The following is a 16,398-nucleotide window of genomic DNA, read 5'->3' on the forward strand; positions in this document are numbered from 1 at the left end:
CTCAGGCGGACAAGTGCTCGATGAGCGTCTTGGTGCCGATGCCGATGAGCACGATGCCGCCGATGATGTCGAGCTTGCCCTCGAGCGACTCACCGAACCGGCGTCCCACGCTCACGCCCAGCAGACACAGGCCGAAGGTGACTCCGCCAATGACGGCCGCCGCCGTCACCAGCCGCACGTCGAGCAGCGGCAGCGTGATTCCCGCCGCGAGCGCGTCGATGCTGGTGGCCACCGCCATGATCGCGAGCGTCCCGAGCTGGAACGGATTGCGCGCGGGAGCCTCGCCCGGCTTCGGCGCGTCGGGCACCCCCGGGTGATGGTGGGTGATGGCCTCGTGGATCATCTTCCCCCCGATACCCGCGAGCAGCACGAAGGCGATCCAATGGTCCCAGGCGGAGATGACCTTCTCGAACTGGGTTCCCAGCGCCCAGCCGATGATGGGCATGAGTGCCTGGAAGAGGCCGAACAGGAAGGCGAGCAGCAGGGCATCCCGCGCACGGACGCGCGGTGCCGACAGGGCACTCGCGACGGACACGGCCATGGCGTCCATGGCCAGTCCCAATGCGAGCATCAGCAGGGTCAACAGCGACATACGGCCCTTTTGCCCCATAGCCGCGCCACGCGGAAGCGCCATGACGCGGCTCGAGCCGGCACTGGACGCACGGGACTACTCGTCCAGGGCGGGGTCCAGAAGGTAGGTGAGGCGCACGAGGAACTCGCGGCTGAACACGGGCATCGGGGCCTGGCCGCCGTTGTACGGCTGCGCGATCCGGAAGTCCGTCCCCAGCAGGTTGTAGACGCCCGCGCCGATGTTCAGCCCCTTCGTGCCCACGTTCTCGGCGTGCACGAAGAGGTTGACCAGCACCTGGGCCGGCAGCGTCCGCACCGTGGAGGTGCCCACGTCATCCGGCGCGCTGACCGCGTAGCGCTCGCCCACGAAGACGGCCGTGGGGTTGATGGAGAGCCACGGCAGCGGTCTCACGCTGCCCGTGAGCGTGGCCTTGTGCGTGGGCAGGCCCGTGAAGGTGTCCGAGCGCCCGGGCACCAGGTAGTCCTCCACGTCATTGGTGCCGGACGGCGTGTAGAACGAGTAGCCGAGCTTCACACGGCCCCAGCTCCCACGCAGGTGGTAGTCCAGCTCGATGCCGCGGCTGCCCAGCCGCCCCAGGTTCCGGTAGGCCTCGGTGTTCGTCTCGACGTCGTAGGAGTAGATGATGGGGTCCTGGATGCCCACGTCGAAGGCGTTCACGCTCACCGTGTGGCCCTCACCCAGCCGCAGGCTTCCCTCCAACTCGAAGACCGTGGTGCGCTCCGGCCGGACGTTGTCGCCGAGGCTGATGTTCTCCACGCCGGGGGCGCGGAACGCGCGGCTGAAGAGCGCCTTGCCGCTGAACGGCCCGAACGAGCGCAGCAGCACGAGCCGCGGCACGAAGGAGTCTCCGAAGGCGCTGTGCCGGTCGTAGCGCGCGCCGGCCACCACCGTCACGATGGGGTTGTCCGAGAACGCCTCGATGAAGCCCGCGACGTTCTGGTAGGAGACCTGATCCAGCCCCTCCTCCCCGAACGCGGTCTGAAGGCCCACGCCGGCGGGGCCCTTCAGCAGGCCATGGTCGAACGCCACGTCCGCGCCTCCGGTGAGCTGGAGGAGCTCCAACGGGGCCCACCGCGCGACCAGGCGGCCCCGCAGCCGCCGCACCTGCTTGTCGTAGAAGAAGGGCGAGTCCTGATCCGCGTCGCGGTACGGCTCCTGGAGGGTGAGGTTGAGGCGGGGGATGATCTCCAGCTGCTCGCTCGGCCGGAAGCGGTTGGTGAGCTCGGCGTGGAACGACTCGAAGTCCGTGGTGGCCGGCTCCGCCAGCACCTCGTCGAAGGCGACGACGGCCGTGGTGGCGTAGCGCTGGTACAGCATGCTGAGCTGCAGGTCCCGGTAGCCCACGCCCGCCTGCGCCGTGATGGGGTTGAGGTTCGTCTTGCCTCCCATGCTCACCGAGTTGCCGAAGAAGTCCTCGAAGATGGCGTCGCTGCGCTGGCCCTGGCCCACCGACGCGGAGGCGAACATGCTCAGCCCCGGCGCGCTCTCGAATACCTTGCGCCCGGACACGGTCAGGCTCCGCCGCCCGTTCACGCTCGCGTACTCGCCATACGTGCCCGCCACCATCAGATCCGTGCTTCCCTGGATGCCCCGCGTGACGACGTTGATGACGGCCAGCTCCGCGTTTCCGCCGTAGATGACCGAGCCCGGTCCGCGCACCACCTCGATGCGCTCGACGAGCTCGATGGGGAACTCATTGCCGAGCTGGAAGGTCGAGTAGAGCAGGTCGTTCATCTCCTTGCCGTCGATGAGCAGGAGCACCTTGCCCTCCTGGCCCCACAGCCCGCGGAAGCCGGGCCCGACGGCGCCCTGCACGTCCGCGCCGAAGAAGAAGCCCGGCACCATCAGCAGCACGTCCATCAGGTCCCGCGCGCCCGAGTCGCGAATGTCATCGGCCGATACGGCGGTGACGACCGCGGGCGTGTCGTGCAGCCGGGTGGTGGCGAACGAGGCGACCTGGCTGTGCACCTCGGATTCGTCGCCGAGGGGTACTTCCTCCGTGGCCGTCCCGGCTTCGGCCGGCGGAGCCTCCTGGCCGAACGTGGGTCCGGCGCACAGCAAGAGGAGCGACAAGGACAAACCACGGCCAGGCAACCTGCGGGGGTAACGGGTACTACGCATACGAACCTCTCGGCATGGGGCGCGCTCTGGCCTCCAGGGAGGGGCCACGGCGCGGGCAGGGAGTGTGACGGTCTTCACCACGCGAGGAAGTTTCCCTCGCGCGAAAGGGGCTCAGCGGACGCGGACGCTGGTGCTGCGGCCCGGTTCGACCTCGACGGTCATCCGCCGTTTCACCGCGCCATTGACGCGGATCTCCACCCGGGCCTGTCCGGCCGGGAGGTCCTTCGCCGTGACGGGCGGGAAGCCGTAGGGCCGGTTGTTGATCCACACCTCGCCGTAGAGGGCGGGCGAGGTGATGTCCAGGTTCCCCTTGCCCCCGGCCGCGGGGCGCGCCGTGGTGGAGGAGGCCTCCGATGAGGGACGGGGCGCGAGTGTCGCGGAGGCCGTGACGGTGGAGCCCGGTGAGGTGGCGGAGGCAGGGACCACCGGGGTGGGCGCGGCCACGGCCGTGGGCTCGGGTTGCGTCCGGGCGGGAGCCGCCGCGGGCGCGACAGGCGGTGGCGCGAGCGCCGCCGTCAGATCCCGGTTGATGGAGCGGACCTCGTCCGCTTCGATCTCCACGGTGTCCTCGAACAGCTGGCGCTCCCCCTGTGCGAGTGCCACGCGGTGGGAGCCGGCGCGCAGGGGCAGACGCGCGGGCGTGAGGTCCATCGCCTTCCCATCCACCATCACCACCATGCCCGGGGGTGTGGAGGTCACGAGCAGCAACCCGTTGCGGGCCGTCTCGGGCACCGGCGGAGGCTCCTCCCTGGTGGTGGATTTGGTGCGCAGGGCCGCCCGGGCGGGCTTCGCCTTCGACACCGGCCTGGCCACGGGCACGGGCTCGGGCTTCGCCGCTTCGGCCTGGGCCCGGGCCTGCTCGCGGCTCTGGAGATCCGAGGCGATGCGCAGCAGCTCCACGAGGTCGCCCTTGTCCTTGCGCAGGCTGAGCGCCTCGGTGAACTCGGCCACGGCCTTGTTGTAGTCGCGGTCTTCCAGCGCGGCGAGGCCCGCGGCTCGCCGGGCGCGCGCGAGGCCCGCGTTGGCTTCTTCCTGGTCGGAGGGAGCCGGGGCCGCGGTGGGCCGAGGCTCGGTGGGGGAGGGGGCCGCGGGGGTGGGGCTGGCGACAGGGGCCGGGGCTTCCACGGACACCGGTGCGCGCCGGCTCCGCACCGCCACGTACGCCACGGCGTTGATGGCGACGGTGCCCAGCAGGATGATGACGATCCAGGTCTTTTGTTTCATCAACGTCTCTCTCGCTCCGGGAGGCAACTGCGCCGGGGCTCCTCGCATCGCGCGGGGCCGCGGCCGGTTCCTCTCAGGCGACGAAGGTCCAGAACAGGGCGCTGCCCACGGCCGCGATGGCCGCCGCCGCGGCGATGCCCCAGGGGAACGCATTTCCCTCTTCCGGGGTCACCGAGATGGAGATCTCTTCTTCCACCGGGGATGGGGGCCGCTCCTCGGCGCGCCGCGGAGGCGCCTTGGGCTTGGAGTCCGGGGTTCCACCTGGGGTCCGGCTCGTGCCGGTGTGTCCGGGCTGGGAGCCCACCACGGGGACGGCCGTCGAGTGGCGGCCGGTCTTGTCGGGTGGGAAGAGGGTCGCCATCAGCGCGGCGAGCTCACTGCCGCTCGAGGTCCAGTTCTGCGCCACGCGGAACCGCTCCAGGTCCTCGTGCACCTCGCGCGCGCTCTGGTAGCGCGCCTCGGGCTCCTTCGAGAGCAGCCGGGTGATGATGCGCTCCAGGCCGGGAGGGAAGTCCGGGCTCACCTCGGAGAGGGGAGGGATCTCCGCCCGCGAGGCGGCCAGGATGGTCGCCTCGATGGTGTCGCGCTTGTACAGGCGGCGCCCGGTGGCGGCCTCGTACAGCACGATGCCGAGCGAGAAGAGATCCGAGCGATGATCCACGTCCTTGTTGGAGATCTGCTCCGGGGACATGTACGCGTACTTGCCCTTCACCACGCCGGCGACGGTGCGCTCGAGGTTGACGGTGCTCTTGACGATGCCGAAGTCCGCCAGCTTGATGATGCCGTCGCGCGACACCAGCACGTTGCCCGGGGTGATGTCGCGGTGCACCAGGTTCAGCGGCGTGCCATCCGGCAGCGTCTTGGCGTGCGCATAGGCGAGCGCGCTGGCCACCGCGATGCCCACGTCCACGGCCACGCGCGTGCCGAGCGGGAACTCCGCCTTCCACGCATGGCGCAGCACCCGGTCCAGTGCCGCGCCCTGAATCCACTCCATGGCGAGGTAGTACTGCCCGTCGATCTTCCCGAAGTCGAAGACCTGCACGATGTTCGGATGGGTCAGCAACGCCGCGACCTTCGCCTCGTCGGCGAACATCCGGCTGAAGGCTTCCAGGCTCGCGTACTCCGGCAGGATGCGCTTGATCACGCACGTCTTGGAGAAGCCGTCCGGACCATCGATGGAGGCCAGGAAGATGTGCGCCATTCCTCCCAACGCGAGTTGCTGGAGAAGGCGGTACTTTCCGAAGTACGACTCTTCTCCGGGTGCTGGTGCTGACGCGTCGAGCCTGTCCACCGCTGGCCTCAAGATCTGATGAGCTTGGAAAGCCCGGAAGCGTAACGGTGCTACAGGTGTCCCACAAGATAGGCACCGCTCGTCCCGGACGTGCATCTCCTCGCGGTCCAAATGGGATGGGGATTCCTGTTTTGTGAGAAAGCAACCCGGATGCACGAAGGCCCCAGGTTCTGGTGAACCCGAGGCCCTCGATACCCTCACCCCGTCCCTCTCCCGAGGGGAGAGGGGAACTGTGCTCGGTGGGGTGTTCTGTGCGCAGTGGACTGTGTCCGATGCGCTGTGCTCCGTGGGGTGACTACGCCCCCGTGCGGTGCATGTACTCGATCAGATCGATCTTCGTCACGATGGCGAGGATCTTCTCGCCGTCCTTCACCACCGCCACCTTGTCCTGGTTGAAGACCTCGCGCAGCCGCGTGAGGCTCGTCTCCGGCGACACCACGCCCTGCAGCGGCGCCACGATGGCGTCGATCGTGTCCGCGAACTTCGCCTTGTTCGCCACCAGCGCGTTGAGCAGGTCGTACTCGTGGATCATCCCCACCGCCCGGCCGTCATCGCTCATCACCGGCATCTGGCTGATGCCGTGCTGGCGCATCGCCTCCACCACCTGGTCCACCCGCTGGCCCTTGCGCGCGGTGATCACCGCCCGCTTGCCGTTCAGCAGCTCGCGCACCGTGCCCGCGCCCTTCTCCTCCAGGAAGCCGTTGTCGCGCATCCACTCGTCCGAGTGGAACTTGCTCACGTAGCTCATGCCCGTGTCCGGCAGGACGACGACGATCGTCTTGCCCTTGCCCACTTCCTTGGCCAGCTGCACCGCCACGTGCACCGCCGCGCCCGCCGAGCCTCCCGCGAAGATGCCCTCCTCGCGCGCCAGCCGCCGCGCCGCCACGAAGCTCTGACGGTCATCCACCTGCCGGATGTCGTCCACCACCTTGAAGTCCATGGCACCGCACAGCATGTCCTCGCCGATGCCCTCGACCTTGTAGACGTGCGGCTCGGTCAGCTTGCCCGTCTTGAAGTAGCCCTCGTACACCGAGCCCTCCGGGTCCACGCCCACGTTCTTCAGGCCCGGAATCTTCTCCTTCAGGAACTTGCCCGCCCCGCTCATCGTGCCGCCCGTGCCCAGGCCCGACACGAAGTAATCAATCTTGCCGTCCGTCTGCTCGTAGATCTCCGGACCCGTGACCTTGTAGTGGGCCTCGATGTTGTCCGGGTTGTGGTACTGGTTGAGCATGAACGCGCCCGGCGTCTCGCGGTGCAGCCGCTTGGCCGTCTCGTAGTAGCTGCGCGGATCCTCGGCCGGCACGTTCGTCGGCGTCACCACCACCTGCGCGCCCATCGCCTTCAGGCGGTTGATCTTCTCCAGCGACATCTTGTCCGGCATCGTGAAGATGCACTTGTAGCCCTTCACCGCCGCCGCCAGCGCCACGCCCATGCCCGTGTTGCCGCTCGTGTTCTCCACGATGGTGCCGCCGGGCTTGAGCTTCCCCTCCTTCTCGGCCTTCTCGAGGATGTAGAGGGCCATGCGGTCCTTGATGGACGCGCCGGGGTTCATGAACTCGCACTTGACCAGCACGGTGGCGTCGTTGGGCCCCACCAGCCGGTTGAGCTTCACCAGGGGCGTGTGGCCGATCGCGGAAAGAATGTTGTCGTGGATTTCCATCTGAAGCTCTCTAGGGGAAGGAGAGAAACCGGCGTCCTTATAACTGCCCCGGTGGTGCCGGTCGACCTCGGCCGGCTGCCCGCCCCCCTCTTCGAGGAACACCTCCGCGCCCCTCCCACTTTCCGACACGGTGCGGCGAGGCCGGGGTCCGGCCAGCGGGCGGCCATCCGGGCCCCGGGTCCCTCCTGTCGGGCATCCGACCGCTCGTGAAAGGTCCCCCACAGGAGCTTTGACCCGGGAGAGTCGCACTCCCATACTGCCGCGCCTCCTCTCACGAACCTCCCAGGAGAATCGTCTACTTATGGAAATCGAGGCCGCGCTTCGCGACCAGGTCGGGAAGGCCATCGGCCGTCCCGTGCCCCAGGCCCCCATCAAGAAGCTCAAGGGTGATGCGAGCAACCGCTCGTACTACCGCGTGGGGACAGCCCCCGAGAGCTGGGTGGTCATGGTGATGCCCCTGGATGCCTCGAAGAAGAGCGAGGAGGCCTCCAAGGGCGAGCCGCCCAAGGAGCTGCCCTTCGTCAACGTCCACCGCTACCTGGAGAAGCTGGGCATCCGCGTGCCGCGCATCCTGCGCTTCGACGAGCCCGCCGGGATGATGGTGCTGGAGGACCTGAGCGACGTCACCTTCGAGGCGGCGCTCGAGGGTGGCAAGAACAACCAGGCCCTCTACACCCGCGCGGTGGATCTGCTGGCCCGCATGCGCGCCCAGGCCGAGCGTCTGTCCGACCCGGACTGCCTCGCCTTCACCCGGGCCTTCGACGAGGACCTGTACGACTGGGAGCTCCACCACTTCCGCGAGTGGGGCCTCGAGGTGTGGAGCGGCAAGAAGCCCACCGACTCCGAGCGCGCCGAGCTGGACCGGACGTTCCGCGACATCGCGAAGCAGCTGGCCGCCGCGCCCCGGGGGTTCACGCACCGGGACTACCAGAGCCGCAACATCATGATGAAGGACGGCGAGCTGGTGGTCATCGACTTCCAGGACGCGCTCCAGGGCCCGCGCCAGTACGATCTGGTGGCGCTGCTGCGCGACAGCTACGTGGAGCTGGACCGGGGCTTCGTGGACACGATGCTGGACCGGTACATCGCCACCTTCGGCGAGGTGACGGGTGAGCGCATCGACCCGAAGTCCTTCAAGGCCTTCTTCGATCTGCTCACCATCCAGCGCAAGCTGAAGGACGCGGGCCGCTTCGAGTTCATCAACCGCGTGAAGGGCAACCCGGGCTTCCTGGTGTCCATCCCCGCGTCGCTGCGCTACGTGCGCGATGCGTTCAAGCTGCGGCCGGAGCTGAGCGAGCTGCGGAAGCTGATCGCGAAGTACGTGCCCGAGGTGGGCTGACAGGAAGGGGAGGGGCGGCACATGAAGGCAATGGTCCTCTGCGCGGGGCTGGGTACGCGCCTGCGTCCGTTCACCGAGCGTTGGCCCAAGCCGGCGATGCCGTTCCTCGGGCAGCCGCTGTTCCGCTACCACCTGGCGGTGCTGCGGGCCGCGGGAGTCCAGGCGGTGGGCATCAACACCCACCACCTGCCGGACGTCATGGCGTCCACCGCCCGCGCCGAGTGCGCTCGCGTGGGCCTGTCCCTGCACGTGGTGCACGAGCCCGTCATCCAGGGCACCGGCGGCGGCATCCGGGGCCTGCGCGACTTCCTCGCGGGGGATGACTTCATCGTCTTCAACGGGGACATCCTGTTCCCGGTGGATCTGCGTCCCGTGGTGGCGGCGCACCGGGCCTCGGGCGCGGCGGCCACCATGGTGCTGCTGCCCATGCCGGAGAACGAGAAGTACGCCGCGGTGGAGATGGACGCGCAGCAGCGCGTGCGCCGCATCGCCAGATTCGGTCCCGGAGGCGAGGGGCTGTCACCCTGGCACTTCACGGGCGTGCACATCATGTCCTCGCGCGTCTTCGACTTCATGACGCCCGAGGGCCCCGAGGACATCAACCGCGACGTCTACGTGCGGATGATGGAGGCGGGCCTCACCGTGCGCGGCGAGGTGGTGCGCTCGTACTGGTCCGACCTGGGTACGCCCTCGCGCTACCTGTCCACCGTGCGCGATGTGCTCTCGGGGCAGGTGCCGCTGGAGGGGCTGGGCACGGACTCACCGTTCGTCCCGGCGCCGCGTGCGCAGGGGAATTATTGGGCGAATCCGTCCGCCCGCGTGGGTGGGGCCCAGGTGACGGGCCCGGCGCACCTGGACGCGGGGTGCTCGCTGGGGGAGGGGGTGCGCGTGGGCGCGTTCGTGTCCGTGGGCGCGCAGGCCCGCGTGGGCGCGGGAGCCCGGCTCGAGCGCTGCGCCATCCTGGAGGGGACCGAGATTGCTCCGGGTGAGGAGCTGGCCGAGGTGATGGCCTGGGGGGCACACCGGGTGCCCGCGCCCCTCACCCCGTGACGTTCAGTTGCCGTGGAAGCGCACCAGCACGCAGGTGACGTTGTCGTTGCCACCCGCCGCGTTGGCCATGTCGATGAGCTGGGAGCACGCCTTCTCCAGCTCCGTCGTGCGCGACAGGATGTCCTGCATCTGCGGATCCGTCACCATGCCGGACAGCCCGTCCGAGCACAGCAGGAAGACGTCGCCCGGCTGCACCTCCACCTTCGCCACGTCCACCAGCACCGTCTCCTTCATCCCCAGCGCGCGGACGATGACGTTCTTGTGCGGGAAGTTCTCGATCTCCTCCGGCGAGAGCTTCTTCGCCTTGAGGTAGTCGTTGAGCAGCGAGTGGTCCTCCGTTACCTGCCGCAGCACGCCCTGGCGGAAGTAGTACACGCGGCTGTCGCCCACGTGCCCCACATACGCCGCCGAGTCCGTGAAGTGCGCCGAGACGATCGTCGTCCCCATGCCCTTGTACTTCTGGTCCGAGCTGGCCTTGTCGAAGATGCTCTTGTTCGCCAGCTTGATGCCCGTGGCCAGCCGGTTCTCGTCGTAGTTGCGGCCCTTGTCCATCTTGAACGGCCACGTGGCGTCCTGGTCCTTCGACGTCATCCGGAAGAACTCGCCCAGCTCCTCCACGGCGATCTTCGAGGCGATCTCCCCGGAAGAGTGTCCGCCCATCCCGTCGGCGACACAGCACAGGTTCTCGTCGGTCAGAATGAGGTAGTTGTCCTCATTGTGGTTCCGCTTCATCCCGACGTGGGTGTTGCCAGCAACCTCGATGCGCATGCTCGCGGAGTCTCCGACGTGTCCAGATTGTGCCGTGGACGGGGGGGCAGGTTAACAAAGCGCGACGAAAGGGGTCAAAACCCCAGAAGCCCGGATGGCTGGTCTGTTCACTCCCATTCGGGGTTCAAACCACCGGCTCGAAGACGAGCCGGTCCCCCTCCCGGGTGCCGCTCGCCTGCAGGGCCCCCGCCGGCAGCTCCAGCACCGACTTGGCCTGGAAGTACACCGAGGTCGCCCGCCAGGGGGGCAGGGCCACGAACTGCTTGACGATGACCCCGTCCCGGTCGAGGAAGGCCACGTCGATGGGGATGCGCATGAAGAAGGTATGGATGGAGTTGCAGGGAACGATGTGCAGCCCCTCCCCGAAGGCCAGCGACTTGCGGCCCATCAACCCCACGAACCGGTCCGCGAAGGACTCGGCCAGCTCGGCACGGTCCGCCAACAGCCGCTCCCGTGTCACATTGTTCACCTTCAGGCGCATGCAGCGCCTTCTACCCCATGCTCCAGCCCCTGGCGCGCCCCTTCCACCTCGTCCTCGTCTCCCCCCAGATTCCCCCCAACACCGGGAACATCGCCCGGCTGTGCGCCGTCACCGGGTGCCGCCTCATCCTCGTGGAGCCCCTCGGCTTCTCCATCGATGACCGCCACCTCAAGCGCGCCGGGCTCGACTACTGGGACAAGGTCTTCCTGAAGCTCTACCCGGACTACGACGCCTACCTGGCCGAATGGCCCTCGGCCAGGCGCTTCCTGTTCTCCGCCCGCGCCGCTACATCCCTGTATGAGGCCCGCTTCGAGGAGGGGGACCACCTCGTCTTCGGCTCGGAAACCCAGGGGCTGCCGCAGGAGATCATCGGGGGAGGCTCGGGCACGGCCGTCACCATCCCCATGCTGCCCGAGCGCCGCAGCCTCAACCTGTCCACCTCGGTGGGAATCGCGGCCTATGAGGCCCTGAGACAGGTGCAATTCGGCGCAGCGGCCGGGCGGGCGGGCACGCCGAGTTGAGGGGAGGGGCGGAAGGACTACACTGGGGGCCGCATGCCCCCCTCGCAGGTCGCCGAAACGCTGTACTCCGCCCATAAGTCCCGCTCCACCGGCCGGCTCACGCTGCACGCCGGAGGGAGAGAAGCGCTGCTGTTCCTCCAGGGGGGTGACCTGGTGGGGACGAGGCTCGGCTTCGGCTTCCAGACACCGGTGCAGGCGCTGATGCAGGCCGGGCGCATCCGCGCCGGGTTGCTGGATGCGCTGTGGGCCCGGGAGAGCGCGGGCTCGCCGGACGAGGAATTGCTGGAGGAACTCGGGCTGGCGCCGGACGCGGTGGCGGAGCAGAAGGTGCTCGCCGAGGTGCGGCGGTTGAGCCAGCTGGCCGAGCACGCCGCATTCGAGGAGGGCGGGGTGGAGGAGATGTTCCGCCCCATTCCGGGGACGCGCGTCGTGCGCGCCGCCCTCGAGCCCGCGGGTTCCGAGGCTCCCGAGTCTCGAATGTACCGCTGCGAGGATCCGGGGCTGTGCGCTCCGTGGGTGGCCAGCGCGGAGGAGATGGCCCTCCTGCTGAAGCTGGCGGAGTTCCAGCGGTTGGACGGGCTGACGCCCGCCCAGGAGGTGCTGCTCCACGTCCTCGAGCGCGAGGGCCTCGTCGAGTCGCTGTCCATCGAGGCCTGGGAGGCCCGGGAGCAGGCCCGGCGCGAGGAGGAGGCCCGGCGATTGGCCGAGGAGGCGCGGCGCGCCGAAGAGGCACGGCTGGCGGAAGAAGCTCGGCTCCGGGCGGAAGAAGAGGCACGGCTGGCCGAGGAGGCTCGGTTGGCGGAAGAGGCCAGACTCGCCGAAGAGGCACGGCTGGCGGAAGAGGCGCGGCTGGCCGAAGAGGCTCGACTGGCCGAGGAGGCACGGCTCGCGGAAGAAGCTCGCCTCGCCGAGGAGGCACGGCTGGCGGAAGAGGCCCGACTGGCCGAAGAGGCTCGCCTCGCCGAGGAGCGACGGCTGGCCGAAGAGGCTCGACTGGCCGAGGAACGACGGCTGGCCGAAGAGGCTCGCCGCCTGGCGGAAGAAGCTCGCCTCGCCGAAGAGGCACGATTGGCCGAAGAGGCACGTCGTGCGGAAGAGGCCAGACTCGCCGAAGAAGCGCGGTTGGCTGAAGAGGCCAGGCTCGCTGAAGAGGCCCGTCGTCGAGCGGAAGAAGAGGCGCGACTGGCCGAAGAGGCCAGATTCGCCGAGGAGGCCAGACTCGCCGAAGAAGCCCGTCTCCGCGCAGAGGAGGAGGCGCGACTGGCGGAAGAGGCTCGGCTTGCCGAGGAGCGACGGCTCGCGGAAGAGGCGCGGCTGGCCGAAGAGGCTCGGCTTGCCGAGGAGCGACGGCTCGCGGAAGAGGTGCGGCTGGCCGAAGAGGCGCGACTCGCTGAAGAAGCCCGTCTCCGTGCGGAGGAGGAGGCTCGTCTCGCGGAAGAGGCACGGCGGGCCGAAGAGGCGCGACTTGCTGAAGAGGCCCGTCTCCGTGCGGAGGAAGAGGCACGGCTGGCCGAAGAGGCACGGCTGGCCGAAGAGGCGCGTCTTGCCGAGGAGCGACGGCTTGCTGAAGAGGCGCGACTCGCGGAAGAGGCCCGTCTCCGTGCGGAGGAGGAGGCTCGTCTCGCGGAAGAGGCGCGTCTTGCCGAGGAGCGACGGCTTGCGGAAGAGGCGCGGCTGGCCGAAGAGGCTCGCCTTGCCGAGGAGGCCCGACTGGCCGAAGAGGCCCGTCGCCGCGCGGAGGAAGAGGTACGGCTGGCCGAAGAGGCGCGTCTTGCCGAGGAGCGACGGCTCGCGGAGGAGGCGCGACTGGCCGAAGAGGCTCGCCTCGCCGAGGAGCAGCGGCTAGCGGAAGAGGCGCGCCTTGCGGAAGAGGCGCGACTGGCCGAAGAGGCTCGTCTCGCCGAGGAAGCCCGCCGCCGCGCGGAAGAAGATGCTCGGTTGGCCGAGGAGGCCCGACTCGCCGAGGAGGCGCGCCTAGCGGAAGAGGCACGGTTGGCCGAAGAGGCCAGACTCGCTGAAGAGGCCCGTCGTCGCGCGGAAGAAGAGGCGCGATTGGCGGAAGAGGCGCGTCTTGCCGAGGAGCGACGGGTCGCGGAAGAAGCGCGACTGGCTGAAGAGGCTCGCCTCGCGGAGGAGGCCCGGCTGGCCGAGGAGGCCAGGCTGGCTGAAGAAGCCCGTCTCCGTGCGGAGGAGGAGGCTCGTCTCGCGGAGGAAGCACGGCTGGCCGAAGAGGCTCGCCTCGCGGAAGAGCAACGGCTCGCGGAAGAGGCTCGGTTGGCCGAAGAGGCCAGACTCGCCGAAGAAGCTCGTCGACGGGCAGAGGAAGAGGCTCGTCTCGCGGAGGAGGCACGGCTGGCCGAAGAGGCTCGCCTCGCGGAAGAGCAACGGCTCGCGGAAGAGGCACGGTTGGCCGAAGAGGCCAGACTCGCCGAAGAAGCCCGTCGCCGCGCGGAAGAGGAGGCTCGTCTCGCGGAGGAGCGGCGGCTGGCCGAGGAGGCTCGGCTTGCTGAAGAGGCCAGACTGGCCGAAGAGGCGCGACTCGCGGAGGAGCGGCGGCTGGCCGAGGAGGCTCGGCTTGCTGAAGAGGCCAGACTGGCCGAAGAGGCTCGCCTCGCGGAGGAGCGGCGGCTCGCCGAGGAGGCTCGGCTTGCTGAAGAGGCCAGACTGGCCGAAGAGGCTCGCCTCGCGGAGGAGCAACGGCTGGCCGAAGAGGCTCGCCTCGCCGAGGAGGCCAGACTCGCTGAGGAAGCCCGTCGCAGGGCAGAGGAAGAGGCTCGCCTCGCCGAAGAAGCACGGCTGGCCGAAGAGGCTCGCCTCGCCGAGGAGCGGCGGCTAGCGGAAGAGGCGCGTCTCGCGGAAGAGGCACGGCTGGCCGAAGAGGCTCGTCGGCTCGCGGAGGAAGAGGCACGCCGCGCGGAGGAAGCCCGACTGGCCGAAGAGGCCCGGTTGGCGGAGGAGGCGCGACTGGCCGAAGAGGCGCGTCGTGCCGCCGAGGAGGCCCGCCTCGCCGAGGAGGCCCGCCTCGCCGAGCAGGCGCGGCTTCTGGCGGAAGAAGAAGCCCGGCGTGCCGAAGAGGCGCGGCTGGCCGAAGAGGCTCGCCTCGCCGAGGAGCATCGTCGCCTGGAGGAGGCGCGGCTGGCCGAAGAGGCTCGCCTCGCCGAGGCCGCGCGCCTCGCCGAGCAGCAGCGTTTCGCCGAGCAGCGTCGCGTCAACGAGGTCTCCCAGCTCTCGGACGTGGCCTTCATCGCCGAGGCGGCCGAGTTGCAGGATGGCGAGTTGATCTTCACCGGAGCGCCGGGCGAGCCCCTGGTGCCCGCGCATCCGTCCGGGGTCAGCTATCTCACGGGAACCGCCGCTGCCTCCGTGGCGGCGGGCATGCGGACCGACTCCCGGTCCGAGGCCTCTCTCTCCGAGGTCGCGCCCGCTTCCGAGGTGTGGTTCGACGCTCCCCCCGCCGAGCGCACCGCGGAGCTGCCCGTTCAGGAGGACACGGAGGGCCTCCGCCTCGCGCGCGAGCAGGCCGATGCCGCGTTGATGCAGGACATGCAGGAGGCGATGCGGCGGGCCGGGGCTCCTCCTCCCGAGCCGTGGCTCATCGAGGAGCCCGTTCCAGCTCCCGCGCCCGTGGCCACCGCGTCCGCTGCTCCGTCCTCCCAGGTGGCGGCGGATGAGCTGAGCGCCGATCTCGACTGGGGCGACCTCGTGGCTTCCGAGCCGCCTGCTCCCGTCGTATCCGCCCCCGTCACGCCTGTTCCCGCCGCGCCCGTCCCCGTGGCTCCAGCGCCCGCCGCTCCTCCCATGGCCGCGCGCCCGCCGCCCGCCGCGCCTCCTCGGGCCGCTGTTCCTCCGGGCCTCCGTTCGCCCGCGGCCGGTGCGCCGGCTCCCGTTCCTCCGGGCCTCCGTTCGCCCGCGGCCAGCGCGCAGGCTCCCGCGGCTCGCGGGCCGGCGCCTGTCACCAGCGCTCCGGCTCCGGCTGCTCCGGCGTCTTCCGTTCCGGCGTCTTCCGTTCCGCCGAACCTGTCGTCCCGCTCTGGTCCTCCCGCCGCTCCCGCTGCCACGGCCGCTCCCGCCCCCATGCAGCCGCTCAAGCTGGGGCCCGACGCGGCTCGTCCCTCGGGGGACGACGACCTCTGGGGCATGGCCTTCGACAATGCCCCCTCCGTCGAGGTCGCTGGCGACATCAACGCCTCCTTCGAGGCCGCGTTCCAGCAGGTCGATGCCCAGCTGGAGTCCCTCGCCAGCACGGACGTCCCCCAGGCCGCTGCCGCGCCGGCCGCACCTGTCATCGCGCCCACCCCCGTGGCCGCGCCCCCGTCGCCAGCGCCAGCTCCGGCACCAGCCGCCCCGGCCCAGGCTCGCGACGCCAGCGCTCCCGACGCGTGGGACGACCTGAACGCCGGCGAGGATGACCTGGCGGATGAGCCCTCCGACGAGGCCGCGAAGGCCCGTCGCCAGGCCCTGCTCCAGCGGGCCGCGCAGCTCGGTTCCCGCCCCGCTCCAGCCCAGGCGGCTCCGCCCGTGCTGTTTCCCAGCGCTCCTCCTCAGGTCCTCACCGAGGAGCAGCAACTGGCCCAGCTCGCGCAGACAATCGAGAAGCGCTACGAGGAGCTGCAATCCAAGCGCGAGCACTTCACCACGCTGGGTCTCCCCATCGATCCGGAGGTGAAGAAGGATCAGGTGAAGGCCGCGTTCCTCGGGCTCGCCAAGCGCTTCCACCCGGACCGCCTGCCCCCGGCGCTCTCCGCGCTCGCGCCCAAGATGACCGCCGTCTTCGAGGCCATCCGCGACTCCTACGAGGTCCTCTACAACGACGCTCAGCGCGTGGCCTACCTCCAGGAGTTGCGCACCAAGAGCGCGTCGCCGGCGAGCACCCGGCCCGCGGGCGTCGATCCGAACGATCTCTTCAAGATGGGCGAGGTCTTCTTCCGCAAGCGGGACTTCGTGGCCGCGGCCGAGCACTTCGAGCGCGCCCACAACGCCGAGCCCAAGGCGGTGTACCTCGCCGCGCGGGCGTGGGCCATCTACATGGACCCCCAGCGCAAGGCCGAGATCCCCAAGACGAAGCAGATGATGGCCGAGGCGCTCAAGCTGGACCCGAACTGTGATCGGGCCCATTACCAGCTCGGCGTCATCTCCCGCGTCGAGGGCGACATGGCCCGCGCCGAGCGCCACTTCCGCGAGGCGGTGCGCGCCAACCCCAAGCACCTCGAGGCCAATCAGGAGCTGCGCCTGATCGAGATGCGCAAGAAGAATCCGCCTCCCTCCAACAAGAAGGGCGGCCTTTTCGGTTGATCGCCTCCGGTTCGTTTGGACCTCCAGCCATCCCTGGGGGTAGAGCCGGGCTTTCCCCG

At 69.6% G+C, this 16,398-nt stretch carries 11 protein-coding genes; 4 read left to right on the plus strand and 7 right to left on the minus strand.

The window, feature by feature from the left end; genetic code table 11:
• Window position 1 precedes the first annotated feature (1 nt).
• The 5 genes from BO221_RS09030 to BO221_RS09050 form a co-directional block, all read right to left on the minus strand.
• A complete protein-coding gene (locus tag BO221_RS09030; RefSeq protein ID WP_073559974.1) occupies window positions 2–592 on the minus strand; it encodes a manganese efflux pump MntP family protein in 591 nt (196 codons plus the stop codon).
• A 75-nt stretch (window positions 593–667) separates the two neighbouring features.
• Window positions 668–2,665 (minus strand): TonB-dependent siderophore receptor, encoded by a 1,998-nt coding sequence (locus BO221_RS09035; protein WP_233165824.1) that lies wholly within the window; start codon window positions 2,663–2,665, stop codon window positions 668–670.
• Between the two features lie 159 nt (window positions 2,666–2,824).
• Complete coding sequence (locus BO221_RS09040) at window positions 2,825–3,937, minus strand: PEGA domain-containing protein (RefSeq protein WP_073559976.1); 1,113 nt, start codon at window positions 3,935–3,937, stop codon at window positions 2,825–2,827.
• Between the two features lie 73 nt (window positions 3,938–4,010).
• Window positions 4,011–5,138 carry a serine/threonine-protein kinase gene (locus BO221_RS09045; protein WP_233165826.1) on the minus strand — a complete coding sequence of 376 codons (1,128 nt, stop codon included), beginning with the start codon at window positions 5,136–5,138 and terminating at the stop codon, window positions 4,011–4,013.
• A 385-nt stretch (window positions 5,139–5,523) separates the two neighbouring features.
• Window positions 5,524–6,888 (minus strand): pyridoxal-phosphate dependent enzyme, encoded by a 1,365-nt coding sequence (locus BO221_RS09050; RefSeq protein WP_073559978.1) that lies wholly within the window; start codon window positions 6,886–6,888, stop codon window positions 5,524–5,526.
• 301 nt (window positions 6,889–7,189) lie between these two features.
• Between BO221_RS09050 and BO221_RS09055 the strand changes: the two genes are divergently transcribed.
• The gene (locus tag BO221_RS09055) at window positions 7,190–8,227 is read left to right on the plus strand and encodes an aminoglycoside phosphotransferase family protein (RefSeq protein WP_073559979.1); all 1,038 of its coding nucleotides are present in this window, start codon (window positions 7,190–7,192) and stop codon (window positions 8,225–8,227) included.
• Window positions 8,228–8,248: 21 nt separating this feature from the next.
• Window positions 8,249–9,277 (plus strand): nucleotidyltransferase family protein, encoded by a 1,029-nt coding sequence (locus BO221_RS09060; protein WP_073559980.1) that lies wholly within the window; start codon window positions 8,249–8,251, stop codon window positions 9,275–9,277.
• A gap of 3 nt (window positions 9,278–9,280) precedes the next feature.
• On the opposite strand, the gene BO221_RS09065 is transcribed toward BO221_RS09060, so the two are convergent.
• Together BO221_RS09065 and BO221_RS09070 are read right to left on the minus strand one after the other, a co-directional pair.
• Window positions 9,281–10,045 carry a Stp1/IreP family PP2C-type Ser/Thr phosphatase gene (locus tag BO221_RS09065; protein WP_073559981.1) on the minus strand — a complete coding sequence of 255 codons (765 nt, stop codon included), beginning with the start codon at window positions 10,043–10,045 and terminating at the stop codon, window positions 9,281–9,283.
• Window positions 10,046–10,169: 124 nt separating this feature from the next.
• Complete coding sequence (locus tag BO221_RS09070) at window positions 10,170–10,526, minus strand: DUF192 domain-containing protein (RefSeq protein WP_073559982.1); 357 nt, start codon at window positions 10,524–10,526, stop codon at window positions 10,170–10,172.
• A 17-nt stretch (window positions 10,527–10,543) separates the two neighbouring features.
• Here BO221_RS09070 and BO221_RS09075 point away from each other — a divergent pair, with 17 nt between their 5' ends.
• Both BO221_RS09075 and BO221_RS09080 read left to right on the plus strand, forming a co-directional pair.
• Window positions 10,544–11,047 (plus strand): tRNA (cytidine(34)-2'-O)-methyltransferase, encoded by a 504-nt coding sequence (locus BO221_RS09075; RefSeq protein ID WP_073559983.1) that lies wholly within the window; start codon window positions 10,544–10,546, stop codon window positions 11,045–11,047.
• A 33-nt stretch (window positions 11,048–11,080) separates the two neighbouring features.
• Window positions 11,081–16,339: a J domain-containing protein gene (locus tag BO221_RS09080; protein WP_073559984.1), complete on the plus strand. Its 5,259-nt coding sequence runs from the start codon at window positions 11,081–11,083 to the stop codon at window positions 16,337–16,339.
• The last annotated feature ends 59 nt before the right edge of the window (window positions 16,340–16,398 follow it).

Source organism: Archangium sp. Cb G35 (genome assembly GCF_001896145.1).
In the GTDB taxonomy this organism is placed as follows: domain Bacteria; phylum Myxococcota; class Myxococcia; order Myxococcales; family Myxococcaceae; genus Archangium; species Archangium violaceum.

Excerpts from the sequence above, each read along its gene's own strand:
- BO221_RS09075 (WP_073559983.1), top strand. The coding sequence starts at position 10,544 with ATGCTCCAGCCCCTGGCGCGCCCCTTCCACCTCGTCCTCGTCTCCCCC.
- BO221_RS09070 (WP_073559982.1), bottom strand. The coding sequence starts at position 10,526 with ATGCGCCTGAAGGTGAACAATGTGACACGGGAGCGGCTGTTGGCGGAC.
- BO221_RS09065 (WP_073559981.1), bottom strand. The coding sequence starts at position 10,045 with ATGCGCATCGAGGTTGCTGGCAACACCCACGTCGGGATGAAGCGGAAC.
- BO221_RS09050 (WP_073559978.1), bottom strand. The coding sequence starts at position 6,888 with ATGGAAATCCACGACAACATTCTTTCCGCGATCGGCCACACGCCCCTG.
- BO221_RS09080 (WP_073559984.1), top strand. The coding sequence starts at position 11,081 with ATGCCCCCCTCGCAGGTCGCCGAAACGCTGTACTCCGCCCATAAGTCC.
- BO221_RS09030 (WP_073559974.1), bottom strand. The coding sequence starts at position 592 with ATGTCGCTGTTGACCCTGCTGATGCTCGCATTGGGACTGGCCATGGAC.
- BO221_RS09060 (WP_073559980.1), top strand. The coding sequence starts at position 8,249 with ATGAAGGCAATGGTCCTCTGCGCGGGGCTGGGTACGCGCCTGCGTCCG.
- BO221_RS09055 (WP_073559979.1), top strand. The coding sequence starts at position 7,190 with ATGGAAATCGAGGCCGCGCTTCGCGACCAGGTCGGGAAGGCCATCGGC.
- BO221_RS09045 (WP_233165826.1), bottom strand. The coding sequence starts at position 5,138 with ATGGCGCACATCTTCCTGGCCTCCATCGATGGTCCGGACGGCTTCTCC.
- BO221_RS09040 (WP_073559976.1), bottom strand. The coding sequence starts at position 3,937 with ATGAAACAAAAGACCTGGATCGTCATCATCCTGCTGGGCACCGTCGCC.